Source organism: Pseudomonas sp. AO-1 (assembly GCF_019775695.1).
Classification (GTDB): Bacteria; Pseudomonadota; Gammaproteobacteria; order Pseudomonadales; family Pseudomonadaceae; genus Aquipseudomonas; species Aquipseudomonas parakoreensis.
Genome location: NZ_CP079947.1, coordinates 1,973,509 through 1,997,087, shown reverse-complemented (window position 1 = coordinate 1,997,087; position 23,579 = coordinate 1,973,509). Strand labels below are relative to the sequence as shown.

31 protein-coding genes and 1 pseudogene are annotated in these 23,579 nt (G+C 58.5%); 10 read left to right on the top strand and 22 right to left on the bottom strand.

Annotation, left to right across the window (positions count from 1 at the left end; all coding sequences use genetic code 11):
• Window positions 1–49: 49 nt before the first annotated feature.
• The 14 genes and pseudogenes from KVQ82_RS09305 to KVQ82_RS09240 form a co-directional block, all read right to left on the bottom strand.
• On the bottom strand, window positions 50–517 hold the full coding sequence (locus tag KVQ82_RS09305) for a hypothetical protein (protein ID WP_123587062.1): 468 nt from the start codon (window positions 515–517) through the stop codon (window positions 50–52).
• Window positions 518–677: 160 nt separating this feature from the next.
• Complete coding sequence (locus KVQ82_RS09300; RefSeq protein ID WP_222018680.1) at window positions 678–1,061, bottom strand: antiterminator Q family protein; 384 nt, start codon at window positions 1,059–1,061, stop codon at window positions 678–680.
• Complete coding sequence (locus KVQ82_RS09295; protein ID WP_222018679.1) at window positions 1,058–1,342, bottom strand: hypothetical protein; 285 nt, start codon at window positions 1,340–1,342, stop codon at window positions 1,058–1,060. Before KVQ82_RS09295 ends, KVQ82_RS09300 begins: the two co-directional genes overlap by 4 nt.
• Complete coding sequence (locus tag KVQ82_RS09290) at window positions 1,339–2,712, bottom strand: replicative DNA helicase (protein WP_222018678.1); 1,374 nt, start codon at window positions 2,710–2,712, stop codon at window positions 1,339–1,341. The genes KVQ82_RS09295 and KVQ82_RS09290 overlap by 4 nt, the downstream gene beginning before the upstream one ends.
• On the bottom strand, window positions 2,709–3,512 hold the full coding sequence (locus KVQ82_RS09285) for an ATP-binding protein (RefSeq protein WP_222018677.1): 804 nt from the start codon (window positions 3,510–3,512) through the stop codon (window positions 2,709–2,711). The genes KVQ82_RS09290 and KVQ82_RS09285 overlap by 4 nt, the downstream gene beginning before the upstream one ends.
• Complete coding sequence (locus tag KVQ82_RS09280; protein ID WP_222018676.1) at window positions 3,493–4,218, bottom strand: helix-turn-helix domain-containing protein; 726 nt, start codon at window positions 4,216–4,218, stop codon at window positions 3,493–3,495. Before KVQ82_RS09280 ends, KVQ82_RS09285 begins: the two co-directional genes overlap by 20 nt.
• Window positions 4,219–4,220: 2 nt before the next feature.
• Window positions 4,221–4,445, bottom strand: coding sequence for a hypothetical protein (locus tag KVQ82_RS09275; protein ID WP_222018675.1), 225 nt, complete (start codon window positions 4,443–4,445; stop codon window positions 4,221–4,223).
• Window positions 4,442–4,774, bottom strand: a complete 333-nt coding sequence (locus KVQ82_RS09270; RefSeq protein ID WP_222018674.1) for a hypothetical protein — start codon at window positions 4,772–4,774, stop codon at window positions 4,442–4,444. Before KVQ82_RS09270 ends, KVQ82_RS09275 begins: the two co-directional genes overlap by 4 nt.
• Window positions 4,771–5,490 (bottom strand): annotated as a pseudogene (locus tag KVQ82_RS09265) (Bro-N domain-containing protein). Before KVQ82_RS09265 ends, KVQ82_RS09270 begins: the two are co-directional and overlap by 4 nt.
• Before the next feature lie 41 nt (window positions 5,491–5,531).
• Window positions 5,532–5,810: a hypothetical protein gene (locus tag KVQ82_RS09260; RefSeq protein ID WP_222018672.1), complete on the bottom strand. Its 279-nt coding sequence runs from the start codon at window positions 5,808–5,810 to the stop codon at window positions 5,532–5,534.
• Window positions 5,807–6,082, bottom strand: a complete 276-nt coding sequence (locus KVQ82_RS09255) for a hypothetical protein (protein WP_222018671.1) — start codon at window positions 6,080–6,082, stop codon at window positions 5,807–5,809. The genes KVQ82_RS09260 and KVQ82_RS09255 overlap by 4 nt, the downstream gene beginning before the upstream one ends.
• Entirely contained in the window at window positions 6,079–6,405 is a 327-nt protein-coding gene (locus tag KVQ82_RS09250) for a hypothetical protein (protein ID WP_222018670.1), read from the bottom strand. Before KVQ82_RS09250 ends, KVQ82_RS09255 begins: the two co-directional genes overlap by 4 nt.
• 328 nt (window positions 6,406–6,733) lie before the next feature.
• Window positions 6,734–7,147: a hypothetical protein gene (locus tag KVQ82_RS09245; RefSeq protein ID WP_222018669.1), complete on the bottom strand. Its 414-nt coding sequence runs from the start codon at window positions 7,145–7,147 to the stop codon at window positions 6,734–6,736.
• Window positions 7,144–7,428 (bottom strand): Cro/Cl family transcriptional regulator, encoded by a 285-nt coding sequence (locus KVQ82_RS09240; protein WP_222018668.1) that lies wholly within the window; start codon window positions 7,426–7,428, stop codon window positions 7,144–7,146. Before KVQ82_RS09240 ends, KVQ82_RS09245 begins: the two co-directional genes overlap by 4 nt.
• A 107-nt stretch (window positions 7,429–7,535) precedes the next feature.
• Between KVQ82_RS09240 and KVQ82_RS09235 the strand changes: the two genes are divergently transcribed.
• The 9 genes from KVQ82_RS09235 (at window position 7,536) to KVQ82_RS09200 (ending at window position 15,893) form a co-directional block, all read left to right on the top strand.
• Window positions 7,536–8,288 (top strand): LexA family transcriptional regulator, encoded by a 753-nt coding sequence (locus KVQ82_RS09235; protein ID WP_222018667.1) that lies wholly within the window; start codon window positions 7,536–7,538, stop codon window positions 8,286–8,288.
• An 82-nt stretch (window positions 8,289–8,370) separates the two neighbouring features.
• Window positions 8,371–8,685, top strand: coding sequence for a LuxR C-terminal-related transcriptional regulator (locus tag KVQ82_RS09230; protein ID WP_222018666.1), 315 nt, complete (start codon window positions 8,371–8,373; stop codon window positions 8,683–8,685).
• 128 nt (window positions 8,686–8,813) lie between these two features.
• Window positions 8,814–8,990: a carbon storage regulator CsrA gene (gene csrA, locus KVQ82_RS09225; protein ID WP_222018665.1), complete on the top strand. Its 177-nt coding sequence runs from the start codon at window positions 8,814–8,816 to the stop codon at window positions 8,988–8,990.
• A 186-nt stretch (window positions 8,991–9,176) separates the two neighbouring features.
• Window positions 9,177–9,521 carry a hypothetical protein gene (locus tag KVQ82_RS31520; protein WP_260688063.1) on the top strand — a complete coding sequence of 115 codons (345 nt, stop codon included), beginning with the start codon at window positions 9,177–9,179 and terminating at the stop codon, window positions 9,519–9,521.
• A complete protein-coding gene (locus KVQ82_RS09220; RefSeq protein WP_260688114.1) occupies window positions 9,416–10,546 on the top strand; it encodes a site-specific integrase in 1,131 nt (376 codons plus the stop codon). The genes KVQ82_RS31520 and KVQ82_RS09220 overlap by 106 nt, the downstream gene beginning before the upstream one ends.
• A 36-nt stretch (window positions 10,547–10,582) precedes the next feature.
• Complete coding sequence (locus KVQ82_RS09215) at window positions 10,583–12,355, top strand: N-acetylglutaminylglutamine amidotransferase (protein ID WP_047295591.1); 1,773 nt, start codon at window positions 10,583–10,585, stop codon at window positions 12,353–12,355.
• A 3-nt stretch (window positions 12,356–12,358) separates the two neighbouring features.
• Window positions 12,359–14,107, top strand: coding sequence for an N-acetylglutaminylglutamine synthetase (ngg, locus tag KVQ82_RS09210; protein WP_222018663.1), 1,749 nt, complete (start codon window positions 12,359–12,361; stop codon window positions 14,105–14,107).
• Window positions 14,108–14,272: 165 nt separating this feature from the next.
• On the top strand, window positions 14,273–15,463 hold the full coding sequence (locus KVQ82_RS09205) for an osmoprotectant NAGGN system M42 family peptidase (protein WP_041069309.1): 1,191 nt from the start codon (window positions 14,273–14,275) through the stop codon (window positions 15,461–15,463).
• 202 nt (window positions 15,464–15,665) lie between these two features.
• Window positions 15,666–15,893 carry a YheU family protein gene (locus tag KVQ82_RS09200; protein WP_003192759.1) on the top strand — a complete coding sequence of 76 codons (228 nt, stop codon included), beginning with the start codon at window positions 15,666–15,668 and terminating at the stop codon, window positions 15,891–15,893.
• Here the strand turns inward: KVQ82_RS09200 and csrA (KVQ82_RS09195) are convergent.
• The 3 genes from csrA (KVQ82_RS09195) to KVQ82_RS09185 all read right to left on the bottom strand — a co-directional run bounded on the left by csrA (KVQ82_RS09195) (window position 15,890) and on the right by KVQ82_RS09185 (window position 17,434).
• Window positions 15,890–16,075, bottom strand: coding sequence for a carbon storage regulator CsrA (csrA, locus tag KVQ82_RS09195; protein WP_041069300.1), 186 nt, complete (start codon window positions 16,073–16,075; stop codon window positions 15,890–15,892). The genes KVQ82_RS09200 and csrA (KVQ82_RS09195) overlap by 4 nt on opposite strands.
• A 147-nt stretch (window positions 16,076–16,222) precedes the next feature.
• Window positions 16,223–16,555 (bottom strand): YnfA family protein, encoded by a 333-nt coding sequence (locus KVQ82_RS09190; protein ID WP_003226957.1) that lies wholly within the window; start codon window positions 16,553–16,555, stop codon window positions 16,223–16,225.
• Window positions 16,556–16,618: 63 nt separating this feature from the next.
• Window positions 16,619–17,434, bottom strand: a complete 816-nt coding sequence (locus KVQ82_RS09185) for an SDR family oxidoreductase (protein WP_041069294.1) — start codon at window positions 17,432–17,434, stop codon at window positions 16,619–16,621.
• Between the two features lie 323 nt (window positions 17,435–17,757).
• Here KVQ82_RS09185 and KVQ82_RS09180 point away from each other — a divergent pair, with 323 nt between their 5' ends.
• Window positions 17,758–17,916 carry a DUF3309 family protein gene (locus KVQ82_RS09180; protein WP_169432680.1) on the top strand — a complete coding sequence of 53 codons (159 nt, stop codon included), beginning with the start codon at window positions 17,758–17,760 and terminating at the stop codon, window positions 17,914–17,916.
• Window positions 17,917–17,973: 57 nt separating this feature from the next.
• On the opposite strand, the gene KVQ82_RS09175 is transcribed toward KVQ82_RS09180, so the two are convergent.
• The 5 genes from KVQ82_RS09175 to KVQ82_RS09155 form a co-directional block, all read right to left on the bottom strand.
• Window positions 17,974–20,067, bottom strand: coding sequence for an LTA synthase family protein (locus tag KVQ82_RS09175; protein WP_041069289.1), 2,094 nt, complete (start codon window positions 20,065–20,067; stop codon window positions 17,974–17,976).
• A gap of 311 nt (window positions 20,068–20,378) precedes the next feature.
• Entirely contained in the window at window positions 20,379–20,984 is a 606-nt protein-coding gene (locus KVQ82_RS09170; protein WP_222018662.1) for an START domain-containing protein, read from the bottom strand.
• 41 nt (window positions 20,985–21,025) lie between these two features.
• The gene (locus KVQ82_RS09165; RefSeq protein WP_041069283.1) at window positions 21,026–21,280 is read right to left on the bottom strand and encodes a YkgJ family cysteine cluster protein; all 255 of its coding nucleotides are present in this window, start codon (window positions 21,278–21,280) and stop codon (window positions 21,026–21,028) included.
• A 165-nt stretch (window positions 21,281–21,445) separates the two neighbouring features.
• Window positions 21,446–21,940: a translation initiation factor 2 gene (locus tag KVQ82_RS09160; protein ID WP_222018661.1), complete on the bottom strand. Its 495-nt coding sequence runs from the start codon at window positions 21,938–21,940 to the stop codon at window positions 21,446–21,448.
• Window positions 21,941–22,018: 78 nt separating this feature from the next.
• Window positions 22,019–23,458, bottom strand: a complete 1,440-nt coding sequence (locus KVQ82_RS09155; protein ID WP_003226969.1) for a PLP-dependent aminotransferase family protein — start codon at window positions 23,456–23,458, stop codon at window positions 22,019–22,021.
• Window positions 23,459–23,579: the final 121 nt, after the last annotated feature.

Here is a 23,579-nt window from a genome sequence, read left to right as displayed (position 1 = left end):
CCGAGGCTTGAGGGTATTTCAGCAGCTATAGCAAGCCGCTGAATGGGGTTTAATGAACGGCTTTACCCGCCTTCTCCAAAGCGTTTTGATACATGGCGTCGAACAAATGGGTCATGTCCTCGCGGGTAATCGCGAACTCTTCGAAGTCGTTAAGCCAAACCTTGTAACCCTGGGCGGCTCTCTCAAGCTGCAGGTGATAGTTGATTGCGCCCTGAGTCTGCGTTTTTGGTTCGGGGTCGTAGGTAAAGCGAATGTCGAATTGAATGCGGTCATCGGATGCTCGTGGGAACTCCTTATTTGGAACCCCTCTGAAGTACCCATTATCATCAAGCTGCCCAATGGCTACGTGAGGCGCCTTAGAACCATTGATCATTATCGGATCCCCGGTCGGCACTCCCAAGTACTCCGCAAAATTCTTCCGCAGCTCCGAGGCGACATCTCGCAAATCTTTGAGCTTCTCAGCATCAGCTTCGAGAGCTTGCTTAAAGGTGTTCGCCACTTCTAGAAACTTAGACATTCCAGACACTCCATTAGTCGGAGTAGCAGAGTGCCATAATGAAAAAACCATTCCAATAAAAAGCCCGACGCAATGGCCGGGCTTTGTCTGTTGTGTCGCGCTTGAAAAGCTGAACACGGTGCCATGAAAACAGGGCTATTCCGCGAGTGCAACTTTTTCTTTACGCGGCTTCGATGAATCGCTCAAGCGAGCAGTCAATCCACCCAACGCCCGTCTTGATGATCTCTCTGGCCTTGGCCTCGCTCATGTCGTACTTGTTGCCGATGCGCTTGGCTGGCCACTTGGCCCCGTAATACAGCCAAACGAAATCACCCATCTCGGGCGCGCGCTTACAGAGCCTGGCGACGGCACCATCCACGACTGTGGCCAGCTCGTCAGTAATGACGTAGGACTTACTTGTCGATGGAACCATATCTCTCATGATCGCCCAGGATGGCGACACATAGCTCGGCACGCCCATGCCATCCATTCGCCAGAGACCCCACTGCTCGAGCATGTACTCGGTATCGCCCAGCGGCAGTCTTGATGGTTTTCTTGTATTCATGCCGCTTTCCTCGGGTTTGGCTCATCCATGCCGAACAACTCCCGCAGCAGCTTGTCAGCGATCTTGTTTTTTGCGTTGCCTTCAGTGATCCAGAGTCGAGCGAATGCCTCGAAACCCAGGTTGGCGCGGGACGCATGCCAGTCGGCAATGATGTCCATGAACGCCGCAGATCCGATCCGGCCATTGGTCTTTTCCAGCAGCAGACGATTGCCCTGCTTCAGGAACTGGCACTCGACCTTAGTCAAGCTTTTGCGCGGCAGTGCCGCCGTTACGTTACTCATCGGGCTTTCCCCTTGTACTGACTGGCAAACGAGCGGCCCATTTCGACCTCCTCGTTACTCGGCTCGCGGTTGCCGGCGAAGTTGACGAATCGGGCGTACTGGCCCTGCTGCTGGACGTGGCAAGAACCGACCGGCGCGTGCCTGCACTTGGGCATGATCAGCTCGGTGACGCCGTTCTGGCCCTCCTCCGAGTCGTTGTCGCGATGAACGAGGATGATGCAGTGGGCGTCCGCTTCGATCTGGCCAGAATCGCGCAGGTCGGAGGCAATCGGCTTTTTGCCCGGGCGGTTCGTCGAGTTGCGGTTCAGTTGCGCCAGCAGGATCACAGGCACCTCCAGCTCCTTGGCGATGTTCACAATGCCGGTCGAGATCTTGCCCAGCTCCGAAGTGCGGTTGAACGCCTTGCCATCGGAACCAATCAGGCCGATGTAGTCGATGACCACCACGTCGAGACCATGAGCGCGCTGCACCTGGCGGGCGATGCTGCGAATGCGCGCCACCGTCAGACCGGACTTGTCGCACACGAACAGCGGTACATCGAGGATCTTGCTCACGGCCGAGGTCAGCCGCGGCCAGTCATCGTCCTGCAGTTGCCCGTCATCGAGTTTGCGCAGGTCGATACCGCCGATGGACGCTAGCGCACGATTGCCCAGCTCCTCCTCCGGCATCTCCAACGAGAACACCATGCCAACGCCGGCACCGCTGCACGCGACGTGCTGGGCGATCTGCAGGCCAAGCGTGGTTTTACCGCTACCCGGCAGGCCGGCCACGATGGTGACGGTCTTTTTCCGCAGTCCGCGGATCAGCTTGTCCAGATCCACCAGGCCGGTCGATAGGCCAGATTGAAGGGTGCCATTGAACTTGGAGTCGATGATGTCGATGTTGCGGGTCACCACCTCGTCCATGCGCTTGTAGTCCGGCTCGCCGGTATCCAGATCACGCAGATCGGCCATCGCCTGCTGAGCGCTGGCGATGATCTCGGCGACCGGCCGATTCTCGGTGGCCAGCTCGCGCACCGTGTCGGCAGCTTCCACCAGACGGCGCAGCACAGCGCGCTCTGTCACCACCTTGGCATAGGCCTTCCAGTTGGCGGTGCTTGGCGTATTGCGCGCCAGCTCGCCGGCGTAGGCCATCGTGCGTGTGCCGCTCGGCAGGTACTCGGCAAAGTCATGGAGTGTCACCGGGTCAACCGGACTGCCGGCCGCATGACAGCCAACCATCGTCTGGAACAGTGCAGCATTCTCTGGATCATGGAAGTCCGCCGCCGAGACCTGGCTGGTGATGGCGTCGAACAGCTCACCATCCAGCAGCATCGCCCCCAGCAGTGCGTGTTCAGCCTCATCGCTGAACAATTCGCGATACTCGCTCATGCGGTAGCCCTCATCGAAGACCAGCTGAAGCCGACGGCCTGGCCGCCGTTCTGGCGCAGCCGATCGAGCGCGCGATCGCCGATGACCTGGCCCAAAGTGCTGGCTGGCAGGTTCGACACCACCACGGTCGGGCGCACCAGCTGGTACCGGCGATCAATGACTTCGTGCAGCAGGCCCAGCTCGTACTCGCTGCCCTTCTGTGCGCCGATTTCGTCGATCACCAGCAGGTCCACCCCGGCCAGTTCGTTGATCACGTCGCGCTCGGTGTATTCGGCGCCGCGCACCATCGCGCCTTTGGCGATGCGGATGATTTCCGCCGCAGAGACGATGTGCGCCACCGCGCCGAACTTCCGGATCACCTGCTGGACGATGCCGCTGGCCAAGTGAGTTTTCCCGGTACCGATATTGCCGGACAGGATCAGCGAGCGCCCGGCGCGGTAGTTCTCCTCGAACTGATCGACGTAGGACTGGCAGGTCGTCAAGGCGCGAACCTTTTCCAGCACCGCGCCAGTGGTGAAGTTGTCCAGGGTGCAATCGGCGAAGCGCGGAGTGATGCCCGAGCCGATCAGCAGCTCGTTCAGCGCCGTAGCCTTGCGGCGGGCCAACGCCTGAGTGTGAGCCTCGCTGCGTGTGTCGGCGGTGTGCATCGCCTCCCACTGGCACCGCCGGCAGGTGCGCACCAGATACGAGCCATCGAACTGCTCGACTTCGGCGCCGTCGACCGTGCCGTGTACTGGGCATTGGGCCTCGAAGAAACGAACATCCGGCACGCGGCAGAAATTAGAAATTGGTTTGGCCATGCGGCACCTCCGGATAAGCGTTTGGTTCGTGTTGCGGCAAGTTGGTGAACGTCGAAGTTTTCCAGGTCGCCGGCGCGAGTTCGTCATGCCAGCGCTCACCGTTGAGCCAGGTCGCAGCGTTCGGGATGTACCGCCCACCATCTTTCGCCCAGCCTTCAGAAGCGCAGTGACTGCCCAAAGCGGTGATCAGGGTCTGGCGTAGCTCATCGTTCGGTTTCAGCTTCGCCCAAGCCTTGGCGGCGTCCTTGCGAGACTTCTTCTTCGGGTACAGTTTCCAAAACTGATCAAATCCTTCCATCGAGTCAGTGCCCATAGATTTAGGTTCACTGACTGGTTCAGAAGAGTGACTGGTTCTGGTGCTTTCTGGGCCTACACCCCCTGTAGGCTGTGGGCCTACACCTGTGCTTTCTGGGCCTACAGGGGTGCTTTTTTGGCCTACAGCCCAAAGGTTCAGGAAATACAGATTCGTTGAGTTGCCTTTCGGGCCTTCCCGGTTCTCGATACGTAGCAGTCCCTGGGCCTCAAGCTGCTTGATGTGCTTGCGCACCGTGCTCCGGTCGATCTCGCACTGGTCAGCGATGTGCTGGTAGGACGGCCAGCACTCTCCGGTATCGCTGGCGTTGTCGGCCAACTTGATCAACACCAGCTTGCGCAATGGGTTTCCAACCTTGGTTTCCAAAGCCTTGACCATCAAATTCATGCTCATGGTCAGATCTCCAGCTCGGCGCAGACGCGACGGATGAAGGCCTCGTACCCCTCAGCCATTACCAACCCCTGATTCTCCAGGGCCACGCGATACGCCTTGGCCGATCCATATAGAACCCAGCGATCACGCTCTGGCAGGCTCTTGAACTGGCTGTAGGTCGGCCAAGGCCCGGCGATCACCGAGGCCGGACCTCGCTCGGCGGACGAGATGTGCGGGAGACGGCTCATTGCACTGTCTCCCAAGCTGGCAGTTGAGGCGTTTCAGGTTCCAGCACCAAAACTTCAAGCTGCCTTTGCTGAACGGCTTTCCGGAGATCGTCTGGGTTCATGCCCGTCAGTCGGCGAACCAGGACGCGGAGCGCCATAGCGGCGTGTGCCACCTCATATTTGGCGTCCTGCATGCAGTTCTCGATGCCCTCTTCGTCGAAAAGGATCTCCTGCACCAGATCTGCACCGCACCACGCCTTGTATGCGAGCTGGTCGTTAGTGAACCGCTCCATGTACGCCTCGTCGATCACGGTAGGCTCCGTGGTCGGATTCGCTGTTTTCTCAGTCATGCGGATTTCCTCCGGCGCAGCTTGAACCGGCCTTGCTGAATGTCGGGATGGGTCGCTCGCTCGGCAGTCTCGAAGGTGCATTCGGCTGCGAACCGGTCGAAGCGGCGGGTGATATCGGCCGTTGGCCAGATCGGGTAAGGCTGGGCGCCGTCATCGGCGTGCGGGCTGCGAACCATGGCGAACGGAAGCGGCGCGCCGGGGACATCGCGCATCACGGCGTTGATCACCCAATGCGGAAGGCCGTGGCGCAGATTGATGCGCTCGCGGATCGTGGTCATCGATTCAAAACCGGCCGGCCTTGAGTCGAGGTAACGGACCTGCTCGACCTGGGCCACACGGTTTTCGATACCCGCCACGACCTGCTCGGTCTGATCTTGGCGGCGCTCCATGTCCACCAGCAGCTGGGCGTTGGCGAGCAGTTGCTCGGCCGGGCTCAGTTTTCGTTGGTAACCACCGGTCTTGCGGATGCTCGGCAGCACATCGCCCACCACCCACTCTTCGAAGGCCTCAGCCGCTGGCATCTGCGAGCGCATCACCAGTCGGTAAAGGTCACGTTCTGGAATGACCTTTACATGTCGGACCTGACCCGCCGTTTCGACGGGGTAGGTTTTTGAGGCTTTGCAGTGAGTGCGGACTGCCTTATCGGTATCGGCATACTCGAGCAGATCGGCGACATCCTTGGCGACAAACCATGGCTCACCCTGGTCATCGGTAATTACGCGGATCTCGGCGCCGCTAAAATTGAAGGGGGTCAGGTTCATTGAATACCTCCCGTTTCCCGCGCCACGTTTTCTGAGCGTGCAGTTGGTGGTGCGCAATCGTTCAGGTCTTTGACGGTTTCCCCGCAATGGCAGCTGGCGAGGTTCGCGGCATCACAGGCAGCGTTTCCCCCCCAATCAATCAGGTTTCTGACGGGAGGACTGAGGCTTTCGTCGGCAGAGACGGCATAGAGAGGCGCCTCAAGCTGCTCCAATGAGCGCATGGCGGGTTCAAGGTTCTCGAGTGCATTCTCGGCAATTTGCTTGAGCTCGGTCATGCTTCACCACCTTGGACCTGCGCGGCCTCGATGCCGGCGTGCGAGGCGTAGACCAGTGCAAGCGCAGCATCTGCTGCCAAATAGACCAAAGTCGCTTCGTGTGTGCACTCGGAGACGTTCATGAGCGAGCGCAGGCCGGAGCAAACCGACTCTAAATAGCTGCTCGCTGCGTCGAGCGAATCAACTACCGGAACCCCGCCAACGGCTGCCAGAACAGCATGATTGCCGCTAACACAATGCTCATGCTCGAGCGTAAGGATTGGAGTCTTCATTGCGCGAGTTCTCCTTCTGATGCGGCACCCTTTTGAACGGACCAGACCAGCGCGCTGACCGTCTCCGCCAGAAACCCCAGAGCCGCCATGCCGTCGCAATAGACCATTTCGCCCATGTTCAGACTGTCGTGCATGTGGCTGCAGATCTGCCCCAAGCCAGACGACAGAACTTTTGCGGTTTGGAGTGCATCCTCAGCGTTCGTACCAGACGCGACCTGAAGCAGTTGGATTCCCCGGTTATCAATCGGCGTGTTGCAGAATCCGACAAGGGCTGTTACTAGCTCTTGCGATGCAAAGAGGTTGGTGCTATTTTTTGGGTGCATGAATTCGTCCTCCAACAGACGAAGAAGTACTGAGGCACTTGTCCAATCAAGTGCTGGTTAAAGAAGCCCGCCTCCAACAGCGGGCTTTTTTGTGCCTGGCGTTTAGGTTTCCCCATCATCCACGGCACAAAATTAATGCAACCCCCTCCCCTGAGAGGGGCTGCTACCTACCCAGGACGGGCTGGTGGATTAGTTGCTCGGGCGCGCATATCACATCTCCAAAAATTGCAACTCACACCTATCAGTGCGAAGGCCGAGGGGCGCTATAGCGATTAAAATTTTTAGAACACACCAATCTGTCGCACTGCTGTATGAATTGGTCGCATTTTCAGAAAGCCCGCTCATGCACGGAATTTTCAAAGAATTTCTCTTTAACAGTTTCCTGCGGATGGTCCTTTTCATTGGGCAGGCAAAAGCAAACCATTGGAAGTGCCTGAACAGGCCCTGGCGAGGGCCTTCCTTTTTCATCGGAAAAGTGCCCATTCATAAGGTACCCACACACCGAGGGTCTCGAGAGAGCCGAGTTTCTGAGCGCTTGCATTTGCGAAACCATGTGATATCTCTGAAATTTTCTGTCCTTTTCTGTGTAGTGCTGCGTGGTCGCCCCCGATAAGGAAAGAAAATTTAGAGATTGGATAATTTGGCTAGAACAACGCACAGTTTGGCGAGAAAGACGCATTAAAAGCTCAAATTCCCGCGCATGCGCGGGATAGTTGAAGCTTTCACATGCGGGATTTTTCATTTCCCTTTCCCTGTACTGGATGGAACGACAGGGACTTCTGAACATGACGAATCAGAGCCTGCGGGATTATTATTTGTGTACCGGTTGGCCAGGCTGCGACGACGCTGCCCAGGAAATGGTTTTTCTTCGAGAGCGGAAAGCTTGCCGTCGTCTGACACTATTACGAAGATGGACCGCCCTTCACGGATAGCCTTGCTCAAAGAGCCCTGACTCATCCCAAGCTTCTCGGCCGTCCCGGCATGGCGCTTTGCTGCGTATTCAGCGAGGGGAATTCGTTGCACCGGAGTAACTCCAAAATTCGGTTCTATTTAAATAGTGCTGGCGGGATTTTTTAAAGTCAATGCTTGCGGCATTTGAATTTTAATGCCGCCGGACATATGGTCAAATCATGAAGAAAAAAGAGCTTCCCCCTGTAGGCAAAGAGGAATGTGCTGCGCTTAAGGCCATTTTTGTGGAAAAGCGTAAAGCGCTCGGCTTGACGCAAGAAAAAGCCGCCGCTGCGCTAGGGATGAACCAAGGGTCATTCAGCCATTACCTCAATGGCAGAAATCTTATAAACACCCCTTTCGCGGTACAGGTGTCGCGGCTTCTTGGCGTGCCTGTGGAGAGTTTTTCCCCTCGCATCGCAAAACATATCGCGATGATGACTCGGTCGATCTCAGGCGAATCGCTTGCGGACATACATCAGGGAGAGCGCGATGAATCAACTTTGGACCCGGCAGCCCAGCGCTGGATAAAGGCAAAGAAGTACCCGCTGATACCTTGGACGGAAACCGACAACCAGGTGCATCCGCTAAGAAATAAAAGGATGCAGCAAGGGGTGGAGTACCTACCGTCGACAGAGGAAGCCGGCGAGAATGGCTACTGGCTCACCGTGGAAGGATCTTCCATGAGCCACAGTGGAAGTCCTAGCTTTCCAGTCGGAACCCGCATCTTGATCAAGCCGCAAGGCTTCGATTTGATTAGCGGCAAGTACTACATCGCGGAAAATAAAGGCGGCGAAAAGACCTTTAGGCAGTTCGTGAAGGAGGCAGGGACTTTTTACCTTATACCCCTGAACCCCTCCTATAAGCCGGTAGAAATCGGTGAAGAGTGGCTAGTAATCGGTCGCGTCGTTGATGCAAAAATGGACGGCTTGTAAAAAATAATCCCGCAAGGATTGACTTAAACAAATCCCGCCAGCACTATTACTCCATCCTCTACGAGACATGGAGCCTCACATTATGGAATTTGTCACTTGCGGTTTATGGCGCGGCCTCCTTGGTCATGGCCTTGCTGAGCGCGAGCTGTTCTGCCTGCTATCGGTAGCTGCGGGTCACACTGATAAGGAAATTGCCCGTAAGTACGGTCTCACTCCTCGAGCAATCAAAGGTCGCGTTGAATCAGCAATGCATAAGCTTGGTGTTTATAGACGTCCAGCATTGGTTGCTGAAGCTATACGCCGCGGACTGATTTCTATAGCAATTCCATTTCCCGCATACCCAGATCCAAACCACCATCACAAACAAAACTCCACAGGTGGCGTACTCGTCGCGTGATCAGCGGCGTGTGCCTGAGCGCGGGCGCAGTCCGGTGATCAGCCAAGTCTGACCCATTCCAAGACGATTTTTTGCGAAAGCCAACAACGCGGTCGAGATTCGCTCGTCCCGAAAAAGGAGAAATGCCAATGCTAATACTCACCCGTAAGCCAGGAGAAACCATCCGCATTGATGACAACATCAGCGTCACCGTGCTTGGCGCCACCGGTCAGCAAGTGCGCTTGGGCATAGATGCGCCAGCGGAAGTTGAAGTACATCGTGAGGAAATATACCAGCGCATTCAGGCCAGCATTCCGAAGCCTTAGGGAGACCACTGATGATGGCGTTAAGCGCCACCACACTGGCTCCTTTCACCTAAGGAGGTTCGTTCGCGGGGCCTCGACGACGAGCAAATGGGATGGTGTGGCATTTCCAGCTCGCATGACGCATGGCCGTAACGCGACACAAAACGCCGATCAAGAAATCGTGTCGCGACACGTAGGAGGTGACTGATGGGGGCTGCTGAAAAATTGCCCGAAGAGGATGGTCACGACAAGGTGACCGAGAAGCGGATGGCGGAGCTGGTGGGCACCACAGTGAAAGCGCTGGCGCGCAAGAGAGAGCGGAAAATCATCCCGCAAGGCGTCTGGTCGAAGATCGACGGCCGGATCATGTACAGCAAACGGAGGTATGACGAATGGATCGAAAGTCTGTGGACTTGCCAACAGGGGTTGAGTTTGTCGGTCCATCAATCCGAATTCGTTTCTCCTGGAACAAGAAGCGGTGCTGCGAAACGCTCCCCTTCCCTCAAACCGCGAAAGGAATCGCTGCAGCGGCAAGCCTTCGTGCTCAGGTAAAGCAACTGGACAAGCTCGGCGCGCTGACACCGCAGAAGTACGCCGAGCTGTTCCCGGGCACTCGCAGCGTTGAGGTTCAGGGTATGCCGATCTTCTTCGACTACGCCCAAGACTGGCTCGACAGCCTCCAGATCGTCGAAAGCACGCGCAAAAACTATCGCTCAACACTCCAGAACTACTGGGTGACCTACCTTGCCGACAAGCCGCTGGACATGATCACACCGGTGCTCATGCGAAAGGTCGTCAATAACATCGAATGGACGTCACCGGTTCGCCGGAAGAACGCCATTCGGTTGGTGACCACAATCTTCACCCAGGCCGTGCGCGACGAGTTGATCACCCGTAACCCGGCCGGCTCGATTCCGCCAACACGGGTGACGAAGCGTGAGCTCGATCCTTTCACCCGCCCAGAGGCGGATCTAATGATCGCCAAGCTGTACGAACTGACGAGTGGTTTGCAGGAGATTTACGCGATCTTTTTTGAGTTCTCGTTCTACACCGGGATGCGCCCGGGAGAAGCCATGGCGCTGCGCTGGGAAGAAGTTGATATGAGAAAGAAGACGGCCCGTGTTTGCCGGATTCGCATCTACGGAAAGATTCAGGAAAGGACTAAGACGAAGACTTCGCGAGAAGTTTTATTGAACGATCGCGCAATGAAGGCGCTCGAAAAAGCCAGGCCACTTACTGCGGCGCGTTCGGATTATGTGTTCGCGCCGGAGGGATCGGGTGATAAATCCGAACTGTTCATTCGATCCGAGACTGGCCCAAAACGCTACTGGCTGAGCGCGCTGCGAAAGTTAGGTATTCGGCATCGCAGGATGTATGACACGCGCCACACGTACGCAACGATGTGTTTGATGTCGGGGATGAATCCAGCATTCATCGCTGCGCAACTCGGACACAGCGTTCAGGTACTGCTCTCCACCTATGCAAAGTGGATCAGCTCGCCTAGTGACTGGGCTGAGCTTGAGAAGCTGGATCGATTGGAAAGTGGTACAAAAACGGTACGGGAAAATCACCAGTAGCTACATGAGCGCCGAAATACAAAGGGTTTACGGTACATGTGCGGATTAGCTGGCGAGTTACGTTTTGATCATCAACCTGCAGACCTTGCAGCGGTAGAGCGAATCACCCATCACCTGGCCCCTCGCGGCCCCGACGCGTGGGGCTTCCATGCCCAAGGGCCGATTGCCCTCGGCCATCGTCGCCTGAAAATCATGGACCTGTCGGACGGCTCGGCTCAGCCGATGATCGACAGCCAATTGGGCCTGTCGCTGGCCTTCAACGGCGCGATCTACAACTTCCCGGAACTGCGTGCCGAACTCGAAGCGCTCGGCTATGCCTTCTATTCCGGTGGCGACACCGAAGTGCTGCTCAAGGGCTACCACGCCTGGGGCGAAGCGCTGCTGCCAAAACTCAACGGCATGTTCGCCTTCGCCATCTGGGAGCGCGATGCCCAGCGCCTGTTCATCGCTCGTGACCGCCTCGGCGTGAAGCCTTTGTACCTGTCGCGCACCGGCCAGCGTTTGCGCTTCGCCTCGGCCCTGCCGGCGCTGCTCAAGGGCGGCGACATCAACCCGATCCTCGATCCGGTGGCGCTCAATCACTACCTGAATTTCCATGCGGTGGTGCCGGCTCCACGCACTTTGCTCGCGGGCATCGAAAAGCTGCCGCCAGCGACCTGGATGCGCGTCGAAGCCGATGGCCGCACCGAACAGAAAACCTGGTGGACCCTGCCCTACGGCCCGCACGACGACGAGAAAAACCTGACCCTCGAAGACTGGCGCGACCGCGTGCTCGACAGCACCCGCGAAGCGGTAGCGATTCGTCAACGGGCGGCAGTGGATGTCGGCGTGCTGCTGTCCGGCGGTGTCGATTCGAGCATGCTTGTCGGCCTGTTGCGTGAAGTCGGCGTGGAGAACCTGTCGACCTTTTCCATCGGCTTCCAGGACGCTGGCGGCGAGCGCGGTGACGAATTCCAGTATTCCGACCTGATCGCCAGACACTACGGCACGCAGCACCATCAATTGCGCATCGACGAAAAAGAGATCATCGAGCAACTGCCCGCGGCGTTCCGCGCGATGAGCGAGCCGATGGTCAGCCACGACTGCATCGCCTTCTATCTGCTGTCGCGCGAAGTGGCCAAGCACTGCAAAGTGGTGCAGAGCGGCCAGGGCGCCGACGAACTGTTCGCCGGTTATCACTGGTACCCGCAGGTCGACGGTGCGGCCGATCCCTACGCGGCCTATCGCGCGGCGTTCTTCGACCGCAGCTACGACGACTACGCCGCCACCGTGCAGCCGAAATGGCTGACCGCCAACGACGCAGCCGGCGACTTCGTGAAGGAACACTTCGCCCAACCTGGCGCCGAGGCCGCGGTCGATAAAGCGCTGCGTCTGGACAGCACGGTGATGCTGGTGGACGACCCGGTCAAACGCGTCGACAACATGACCATGGCTTGGGGTCTGGAAGCGCGCACGCCGTTTCTCGATTATCGACTGGTTGAGCTCTCCGCAAGGATTCCCGGTCAGTTCAAGCTGCCGGACGGTGGTAAACAAGTGCTCAAAGAAGCGGCGCGTCTGGTGATTCCAAGCGAAGTGATCGACCGCAAGAAAGGTTACTTCCCAGTGCCGGGCCTCAAGCATTTGCAAGGCGACACCCTGAACTGGGTGCGTGAACTGCTGCTGGATCCGAGCCAGGATCGCGGCCTGTTCAACCCGGCCATGCTCGACAAACTGCTGACGGATCCGCAAGGCCAACTGACGCCTTTGCGCGGCTCGAAACTGTGGCAACTGGCGGCCCTGAACCTGTGGCTCAGTGAACAAGGAATCTGATTGATGAAACCTCACGCCACAGCGATCAATCAGCGCCTGATACGCGGCCAGACACCGTCGTATGAACGCTTGCAGGCGCGTCTGGCCGAAGACGGCAGCGAGCTCGGCGCCGACCCCATCGCCGTGCATTGCGGTTGGGGCCGGCTGCTGATCGGCCACACTTTCCCTGACCCGGCGACGCTGGCGCAAGAACTGCTCAACGAGCAGCCCGGCGAACGCGATATCGCCCTGTACGTTGCCGCGCCGCAGCAGATTCTCGGGCTGGAACCGACGCAACTGTTTCTCGATCCGTCCGATACTCTGCGCCTGTGGTTCAGCGATTACCGTCAGGCCACCCGGGTATTTCGCGGCTTCCGCATTCGCCGGGTACAAAGCGAAGCCGACTGGCAAGCAATCAATCTGCTGTATCAGGCACGCGGCATGCTGCCGATCGATGCCACGCGCCTGACTCCGCATCATCAGGGCGGCCCGGTGTACTGGCTCGCCGAAGATGAAGACAGCGGCGCGGTAATCGGCAGCGTCATGGGCCTCAATCACCAGAAAGCCTTCAACGATCCGGAACACGGCAGCAGCCTGTGGTGCCTGGCGGTGGATCCGCAATGTTCGCGGCCCGGCGTCGGCGAAGTGCTGGTGCGGCACTTGATCGAACACTTCATGAGTCGCGGCCTCAGCTATCTGGATCTGTCGGTACTGCATGACAACCGTCAGGCCAAGAACCTGTACGCCAAACTCGGCTTTCGCAACCTCTCGACCTTCGCCATCAAGCGCAAGAACGGCATCAATCAGACGCTGTTCCTCGGGCCCGGGCCGGAAGCCAATTTCAACCCTTATGCGCGGATCATCGTCGAGGAAGCGCATCGGCGCGGCATCGACGTGCAGGTGGATGATGCCGAAGCCGGGCTGTTCACCCTCAGCCATGGCGGGCGTCGCGTGCGTTGCCGCGAATCGCTGAGCGACTTGACCAGCGCGATCAGCATGAGTCTGTGCCAGGACAAAAGCCTGACCCACAAAGTGTTGAAAGGCGCCGGACTGAAGCTGCCCTCGCAGCAATTGGCAGGCAACGCCGACGACAATCTGGCGTTTCTCGATGAGCATCAGCGGGTGGTGGTCAAGCCGCTCGACGGTGAACAAGGCCAGGGCGTGGCGGTGGATTTGCAGAGCATCGAAGAGGTGCAGCAGGCCATCGAAGCCGCCAAGCGTTTTGACAGCCGCGTACTGCTCGAAAGCTTCCACGAAGGCCTCGACCTGCGGATTCTGGTGATCGGTTTTGAAGTGGTGGCGGCAGCGATTCGTCGTCCCGCCGAGGTGGTCGGTGACGGCCATCATTCGATCGGTGCGCTGATCGAGGCGCAGAGTCGACGCCGGCAAGCCGCGACTGGGGGCGAGAGCAAGATCCCGCTGGATCACGAAACCCAACGCACTCTGCATGCGGCCGGTTATGACTACAGCACTGTCTTGCCGGCAGGCGAACACCTGTTTGTGCGCCGCGCCGCCAATCTGCACACCGGCGGCACGCTGGAAGACGTCACGGCGATTCTGCACCCGACTCTGGTCGATGCCGCCGTTCGTGCAGCGCGGGCGCTGGATATTCCAATGGTCGGCCTCGACTTGATGGTGCCGGCAGCGGATCAGCCGGAGTACGTGTTTATCGAAGCCAACGAACGCGCCGGACTGGCCAATCACGAGCCGCAGCCGACGGCGGAGCGCTTTGTGGATCTGTTGTTTCCGCACAGTCAGCCGGCTGTTTCTTGATCATGTAGAGCCTGAAACGGCCCCATCGCTGGCAAGCCAGCTCCCACAGGTTTATCGGTGTACCCAATCACTGTGGGAGCTGGCTTGCCAGCGATGAGGCCCTGACAGGCAACACAAATTCCCTCATCGAAACCATCGATGCGCCTCAACTCATCAGGAGTTTCCATGACCACACAAATTCCCGAACCGGATCTGAACTACCTGCAAAAAGTCCTGCTGGAAATGCTCGCCATCCCCAGCCCCACCGGCTTCACCGACACCATCGTGCGCTACGTCGCCGAGCGTCTGGAAGAACTCGGTATCCCTTTCGAAATGACCCGTCGCGGCACCATTCGCGCCACGCTCAAGGGCAAGAAAAACAGCCCCGACCGCGCCGTTTCCGCGCACCTCGACACCATTGGCGCCGCCGTGCGCGCGGTGAAAGACAACGGTCGCCTGACCCTGGCCCCGGTCGGTTGCTGGTCGAGTCGGTTTGCCGAAGGCAGCCGGGTCAGCCTGTTCACCGACAACGGTGTGATTCGCGGCAGCGTGTTGCCATTGATGGCCTCCGGGCACGCGTTCAACACCGCCGTGGACGAAATGCCGATCAGTTGGGATCACGTCGAACTGCGTCTGGATGCCTACTGCGCGACCAAGGCCGATTGCGACTCACTGGGCATCAGTGTCGGCGACGTGGTGGCGTTCGACCCGTTGCCGGAGTTCACCGACAGCGGCCACATCAGCGCCCGTCACCTCGACGACAAGGCGGGTGTCGCCGCGCTGCTCGCCGCGCTCAAAGCCATCGTCGACAGCGGCCAGGAATTGATGATCGACTGTCATCCGCTGTTCACCATCACCGAAGAAACCGGCAGCGGCGCGGCAGCAGCCTTGCCGTGGGATGTCAGCGAATTCGTCGGCATCGACATTGCACCGGTCGCGCCGGGCCAGCATTCCAGTGAGCACGCGGTGAGCGTAGCGATGCAGGATTCCGGCGGGCCATACGACTATCACCTGTCGCGGCATTTGCTGCGGCTGGCCAGCGAAAACGAACTGCCGGTAAGGCGCGACCTGTTCCGCTATTACTTCAGCGACGCGCATTCGGCGGTGACCGCCGGGCACGACATTCGCACGGCCCTGCTCGCCTTCGGTTGTGATGCAACCCATGGCTACGAGCGCACGCACATCGACAGTCTGGCGGCGCTCAGTCGTTTGCTTGGAGCGTACATTCTGAGTCCGCCGGTATTTGCCAGCGATGCCGCGCCGGCCAATGCTTCGCTGGATCGCTTCAGTCACCAGATCGAGCACGACACGCAGATGGAGAGCGATACGCGAGTGCCTTCGGTGGACAGTCTGGTGGGGCAGCGCTCCGACAGCTGATACGGGCTTCCGTGGTGGCTGGACTGGCCCCATCGCTGGCAAGCCAGCTCCCACAGTTTTCGGGGTGGCTCAGTTGTTTGTGTACACCATCAAACCCTGTGGGAGCTGGCTTGCCAGCGATAGGGCCGATACTGCCCACACAAAACTGGCAGCCAGCCACCAATCGCCGTAGCATCCCGCCATTGATTTAGCTGAGGTGCCCATGCTGATTCCCTACGACGCTCTAGAAGTCGACACCCTCACCCGCCTGATCGAGGACTTTGTCACTCGCGATGGCACCGACAACGGTGATGACACGCCGCTGGAAACCCGCGTGCTGCGCGTACGCCAGGCGTTGACCAAAGGCCAGGCGCTGATCGTCTTCGACCCGGAAAGCGAACAATGCCAACTGATGCTCAAACACGACGTGCCCAAGCACCTGTTCGACTAGCGGACCTTCTCGGTGGCCTGTTTGCGCTGAATCCGCTCGTAGACCTCCGAACGGTGCACATTGATCTTCTGCGGCGCTTCGACACCAAAGCGCACACTGGAGCCGTTGACGGACAACACCCGCAGGGAAATGTCGTCACCGATGGAAATCAACTCGCCCACAACACGGCTGAGTACAAGCATGGAGTTCGTCCTTCAAGGGTTAGCCAGCCCTGAAGATGCGCGGTGCGCGCCCGCTCTACAATGCGTGGCGAGCAATTCAGTCTTGCCCTACACCCGCAAGCGCTGCGCCCGTCAGACGTTTCCTGCAAATCGCTAAACAGTCTCGCCTCACGCGGCGCTAAACCGCGGCCCGAACAGGATCACACTGGCGCCGATCACGCACAGCGCCACGCCGATCCAGTCCGAACCCAAGGGACGTACCCGTTCAACCACTGCCAGCCAGCCAATTGACGCGACAATATAGATCCCGCCATAGGCGGCATAGGCGCGACCGGCGTAAGCCGCTTCGACACGGGTCAGCAACAGGGCGAACAGCGTCAGGCTGAGCAGCGCCGGGATCACCCACAAGGCACTTTTGCCCTGGCGCAACCACATGAAAAAGGCGAAACAACCGGCGATTTCAAACAGCGCCGCGAGGAAGAACCACAGGTAATTGAGCATTGATGCGTCTCGACAGGGTGACCATTGCGGCCACCCTAACGACGCGACACCCATGGGGCAAGTTCAGCCGTTGGTTTGTTTGGCCTTGGCGCGCATTTTATCGGCCATGGTGGTCATTTCGTTGTAGATCAGTTGCGGGTTCTTCTGCTTGATCGCCCAGGCCATGCGTCCCTGCTCGTGCGGCAGGATCATGAACTCGCCGGCGGCCACTTGCTGATAAATGTAGTCGGCGATGTCGGCTGCGCTGATCGGAGAACTTTCCAGCAACTTGCCAACCTGAGCTTTCATGGCTGGCGTCGGGCCACGGAACGAGTCGAGCAAGTTGGTCTGGAAGAACGACGGGCAGACCACATGCACCCCGACTTCCTGCTGCGCCAGTTCCACCAGCAAACTTTCAGACAGCGCCACCACACCGGCCTTGGCCACGTTGTAATTGCTCATCGCCGGGCCCTGCATCAATGCCGCCATCGAAGCAATGTTGATGATCTTGCCTTTGCTCTGTTCCAGCAGCGGCAGGAAGGCCTTGCAGCCTTTGACCACACCCATCAGGTTGATCGCGATCTGCCAGTCCCAGTCCTCCAGCGACAGTTCGCTGAAGAACCCGCCGGACGCCACACCGGCGTTGTTGACGATGATGTCGATGCCGCCGAGCTTCTCTTCGCAGGCCTGGGCAAACGCGGTGAGCTGGCTGTAATCACGCACATCACAGCGCTGGATGAACCCGTCGCCACCGGCCTCGCGCACCCGCTTCAGGGTTTCCTGCAGGCCAGGTTCGCTGACGTCGGACAAGGCCAGCTGCCAGCCTTCACGCGCCCAGCGCAGTGCAAGTTCGCGACCTAAACCTGAGCCCGCACCCGTGATCATCATGCGATTTTGCATAGCAGACAGCCTTGTTGTTCTGTAGGAGATGCGCGGAGTGTAGCGAAGGAACACTGGCCACCCACGCTCCATCAGAATGCTGAATACAGGATCAAAAGATCGCAGCCTTCCGCAGCGCCTACATCAGTTCCCTGTAGGAGCTGCCGAAGGCTGCGATCTTTTGATCTCGCGCTTCAAAGGAAATAAACGAGTCATCCAAATACATTAAAAAAACATTGAATTTTCTTTCATACGCACCGGTCGGAATTTGTAAGCCGCCTGGAATTAGTTAGCCTCCAGTCGCCCTTGAATACCAAGACTTCTCGAACGCTATAAACAAGGAAATCGACATGGGCACAATTCTTATCATTATCCTGATCCTGTTGCTGATCGGTGGTCTGCCGGTCTTCCCGCACTCCAGAAGTTGGGGTTATGGCCCTTCGGGCATTATTGGCGTGGTGTTGGTGGTGCTGTTGGTCTTGCTGTTACTTGGCAGGATATAAAACCCCAAGACAAAAAAAGAGGCCCTCAGGGGCCTCTTTTTTTATGCAGCGGTTTTATCAGTCCGGCTTGCCGTTGATCACACCGGCCGTGTTGTCCATCAGGCTCTTGGTCGCCGTTTGCAGAAACGCTTCAAGCTTGAGTTTCAATTCGGCGGTACGCGGTGCGTCCGGAATGATCTCGGCAGAAGGGTTCGCGCCCAGTTGGTACTGGTAGATCTTCGGTGCCATTTCCTTCTCTTTCGGCAAGACCAGGATCTGGTCAGCGGTGACGATGGCAGTGGTCTGCTCGCTGCCCGACGGCTTGATCACACCAAAACCGGTGTCGCCGGCCGGCAGGTTGAGCAGGTCGCGCCCCCAGCACTGGTGACGCACTTCGCCACCCAGACGACCCATGATGGTCGGCACGATGTCGATCTGGGTGCCCACGGTGTGGTCACGGGTACCGAACTTCTCCTGAATGCCCGGCGCAATCATCAGCATCGGCACGTTGAAGCGGCCCAGGTCCATTTCGGTGATCTGACGCTCGTTGCCGAAACCGTGGTCGCCGACGATGACGAACAGGGTTTCCTTGAAGTACGGCTCTTTGCGCGCCTTCTCGAAGAACTGACCCAGGGCCCAGTCGGCGTAACGCATGGCCGTGAGGTGTTCGTTGAGCGTGCCGCGATCCGTCACGCGCTCCACCGGCAAAGGCGTCGGCAAGGCGTACGGCGTGTGGTTGGACAGGGTTTGCAGCAGCGCATAGAACGGCTTGCCGTTTTCCCGCGCCTTCAGTTCCACCAGACCACGGTCGAACATGTCCTGGTCGGACACGCCCCAGGTCGGATCGGAGAACACCGGGTTGACGAAGTCGTTACGGCCAACGAAGTTGGTCATGCCCTGGTTGCTGAAGAAGCCCGACTGGTTGTCCCAGGCGAAGTCGCCGTTGTAGACATACACGTCGTCATACTTGCGCGCACTGAGCAGCTGCGGCAGGCCGGAGAGTTTGTGGCTGCCTTCCGGGGTCTGCATCAGGTATTCGAAACCCGGCAGGTTCGGGAAGCACGCCATGGTCGCAAACATGCCCTGGTGGGTATGGGTGCCGTTGGAGAAGAAACGGTCGAACAGCAGGCCTTCCTTCGACAGTTTGTCGAGGTACGGCGTGATGTTGCCCGGCGCGCCCAGAGCGCCCACCGAGTGACCGGCCATGCTTTCCATCAGGATCACGACCACATTCTTGATCGGCAGGGTCTTGTCGGCCGGTGGCGTGTAGTCACGACGCACCGCCGCAATGTCGGCATCGACCAGTTTGTCGTCCGGCATCACCAGCATCTCGCGCACCACTTTCTGCGCCTGTTCCTGCGGCAGGGTGGCTTTCCAGATGTTGTTGCGATCTTCACCCATGCGGTCCTTGGCGGCGGCGATCAGCGACAGCGTGCCGTTGAGGCCAAGCTGGTTGGCGAAGTTCGATTCGGTGGTGTACACGTCACCCCAGCGCAGCGGCGGGCCCTGACGCAGGGTGCCACGGGCCGCCACGACGCAGATCAGCAGGCACACCACAAACACCGCCAGACGGGTGTACCACGGCGCCACTTGACGGGTGCCGACATTGCCGCCGCTGAACGGGCCGCGCGGACGGGTTGCACGATCCGCGCCCTTGAAAGCCAAGGTCAGGATCACGGTGCCGATCACCCACGCCAGCAGGTAGCGCACCACCGGGAAACCGTACCAGAGCATGCTCATCACGGTTTTCGGGTCTTCTTTCACGTACTGAAATACCAGGCCATTGAGGCGCTGGTGGAACTCACGGTAGAAGTCCATCTCCATCAGGCCGAGGAACAGCGCGATGCTGGACGCCACGGTCAGCCACAGACGGAAGAACCCGCGCGCAGCCATCGCCCGCGCGCTGAACAGTGCCAGCAGCAACGGAACGCAGACGTAGACCACCAGGCGCAGGTCGAAACGCAGGCCGTTGGCGAACGCTTCGAGGAAGGTCGAAGCCGGGGTATCGAGGATCATCTCGCGGTTGTAGACCAGCAGCGCGAGGCGCAGCACGGAAAACATCACCATCATGACCAGGGCACACAACAGGGTGTAGGCCAGATGCGATTTGACGGTCGGTTGCAGCAGGCGAGTTGAAGATCGCTGCTGATTCAGGGCGTCCGGGTTTGCCATGTCGTTTTAGGACCCATTGGAAGTTGAAGTTGCAAAATACAGCGGCGCCATGCCCTCTATTGGCCATTCCAGGCCCCGGGGCGTGCGCGGTGCGCAAATGTTGCACGATCACCGGCAGCATTGCCATTGATTAGTGCCCCGCTGCCCGACTCTTTCATAAAGGCAATCGTTCGCAGACAGCACGCATTGCGCGGGCGAATTGTCAGGAACGCTTTGTGAAAATTTCGTGCAGCGCATATCTGGAAACATAATATAACGACAAAACAAAACGCCCCGAATCGATCGGGGCGTTTTTGCGCAAAGCGCGCGGATTACTTCTCGGCGCGCTCTTTCAGGGCTTTAAGGGTGTTGAACGGCGCATCAACCACAAACTTGTTGGCAACCATGGCCGGTACGCTGCCGCCTGGCTCAGTGTGCACTTGATAGGTCACTTCGACCTGATCACCTTTCGGCACGAACTTCCAGAAGCCTTTGACCTGAGTGACGCGCACAAAGCCTTTCTCTTCGGGAATGTACTTCGGCAAGCCTTCGAGGTTGCGGGTCAGGCTGCCATCGGCACCTTCCACGGTGGTGATGTGCAGCACCGAATCACGCGAAGTGACTGGCCACGGCGTGTTGAACTGCGTATAGGTCCAACTCTGATCGCCCTCGTGCTTGAGCAGCTTCTGGGCCTTGCACTCGTAGATCCACGCACAGGCTCCGGACACGTCTTCCTGCAAGGCACGCAGTTTGGCCACGGTGGTCTTCATCAGAGTCACGCCCTGATAGGACTTGTAATCCGAGCCCGGTACTTCAGCCAGCGAGACCTTGATCCCGTCCTGTTCCTTGGCGACCTTCCAGTCCTCGGCCTGAGCCACCGAAGTAGCCAGCACAGCGGTCAAACCACACAACACAGCGATACGATGCAGCGAACCCATAGTCTTATTCCTTATTGTTGAAGTTCCGTTCGTTTGACACATCACGCCGCCGTCATCTGCTCCCACCAGCCGATCAGTTTGATCGCTTCCTCGGAGCTGCTGCCGCAGACTTCGACATCGGCGGCAAATCCTGAACAAACCGCCGGACGCTCCGGCTGGCCGAAAATGCTGCACAGGTTTTCGACCGAGAGTTGCACGCAACGTTCGCCGGCAGGTTTGCCGTTGGGCATGCCTGGAATGGCAGAACTGATGGAGGGGGCAATACAGCAAGCGCCACAGCCTTCACGGCATTTCATGACGAGCAAGTCCTCGCGACGGGCAATGTGTTAAAGAGACACGGACAGAGTAACCGCTAAAACGGTTGTTTCAAATTCCCTGCACCGGGGTTTTTACCGATAACTGAATGTGACTGACCAGTCTCCGACAAAGCGTCTGGTTCGCGGGTCACGGATCGATTGAATTTATTGCTTGAACTCGAAATCCAGTGCTGCGCCTTCGATATCACGGCGCTCATCGTTGCGCAGCTGCAACTGCATTTCGTTGCTGAGCAGGCGACCATTGAGCTGGAAGCCGCTGTTTTTCTCGCCGAACATCTGCGGCAGGATCGCCTCATGCTTGGGCAGCGATACAGTACCGGCGGGTTTTAGTTGCTGGACCATGTCCTTGGGCAGGCTCAGATCCAGCTTGGCCGGCGGCAATCTGGTTTTCACCACCTCACTGGCCGGTTTCGACTTGGACGCGACCGGGGGCCGTTTCTTCACCGCGGCGGCTTTCTTCTGTGGGGCTTTTTTAACCGCAGCTTTGTTATCCGCAACGGCTTTTTTGCTCGCCGCCGGTTTGTTTGCCGGCGCGGACGTTGCGGGCTTTTCCTGAACGGCAGCTGCCATGACACCGGGCGTATGGCCCATCATCAACACACCAAGCAATATCCAGGCAGCAGGCAAAATCGCTTTCATGAACCCTACAACACTAACGGCAGAGGGCCATATGCTCGCCTGTTGAGCGTCACAAGACAAGCACGACGCGCCCCCCGTTCAGAAACCGCCAGCCGTTTCCTGGCACAGTTGAGTCGCCAGCAGACCGAGGGTCATCAGCGCCCTTTCCGCCTCGCGATTCCACGGTGTGCCGCAGTTCAGGCGGATGCAGTGATTGAACTGCTCGGTATTACTGAAGATCAGCCCCGGTGCAATGCTGATGCCCTGCTGCAATGCGCGGACATGCAATTCCTGGGTATTGACCCTGCCCGGCAGACTCACCCAGAGGATGAAACCGCCCGTGGGCCGGGTCATCTGTGTACCTTCGGGAAAGTACTGCTGCACCGCCAACTGGAACGCGCTGAGATTTTTCCGGTATTCCTGGCGGATGTACCGTAAATGCCGGTCATAACCGCCATTTTCCAGATAAGCGGCAATCGCCATCTGCGTCACGCTGCACGCCGAATGCGTGGTGAAAGTCTGCAGACGCTGGATTTCCTGCTGATATTTGCCGGCAATCATCCAGCCGACGCGCACGCCCGGCGACAATGTTTTGGAAAAGCTCGAGCAGTAAATCACCCGATCCAGTCGATCGTAAGCCTTGAGGGCTTTGGTGCGGCCCTGTTCGAACATCAACTCACCATAGATATCGTCTTCGACGATCTGGATATCGAAGTCCGAAGCCAGACGCAGCAGTTGTTTCTGCCGTTCTTCCGGCATGGTGCCGCCCAGCGGATTGCTCAGGCGCGTGGTCAGAACCAAAGCCTTGATCGACCATTGGTTGGCCGCCAGTTGCAAGGCTTCGAGGCTCATGCCGGTGGCCGGATCGCTGGGGATCTCGATCACTTTCAGGCCCAACAGATCGGCCAGTTGCAGCAAACCGTAATAGGTCGGCGATTCGGCAGCGATCAGATCTCCCGGACGGGTCAGTACCCGCAGCGACATCTGCAGCGCATCGACACAGCCGTGGGTAATGACCACTTCCGACGGATCGACCACCACCCCGGCGTCGCGCATGCGGATTGCCACCTGCCGGCGCAACGGTTCGAAACCCGGGCTGAACATGTAGCTGAAGGCGCGTGGGCTGTGGAATCGGGTGACCTTGGCCAGTTGCTGATGCAGTGCGCGAACCGGGAGGTAATCGACACTCGGCACCGCAGCGCCTAACGGGAAAACCCCCTCGCGGCGAGACTCGACCAACACTTGCTGAATGATACTGGCGCGGGTGACCAGGCCTGGGCGCTCGACCCGGGCGATGTCCGGGGTCGGCGCCGTCAGTGCCGGGGTCTGGTGCACGTAGTAACCGGATTGCGGCCGTGCGCGGATCAGGCCCTGATCTTCGAGATTGGCATAAGCCTGCAACACCGTCGCATGGCTGACATTGAGCTGCGAACTCATCTTGCGCACCGACGGCACGCGTTCTCCGGGTTGATAGACACCGCGCCGGATGTCTTCCGCCAATTGTTGAGCAATACGTTGGTAGAGCAAGAGGTTGGTCATGACGCAGCACTCGATTTCACGGGCATTTTATTCTTGTGTGAAACAATACCGGAACAGTTTAGAAGTGTACTGGGACAGTTGCCACCATAGTCGACCGTACAGTGCAGTGTCAGCCAAAGCT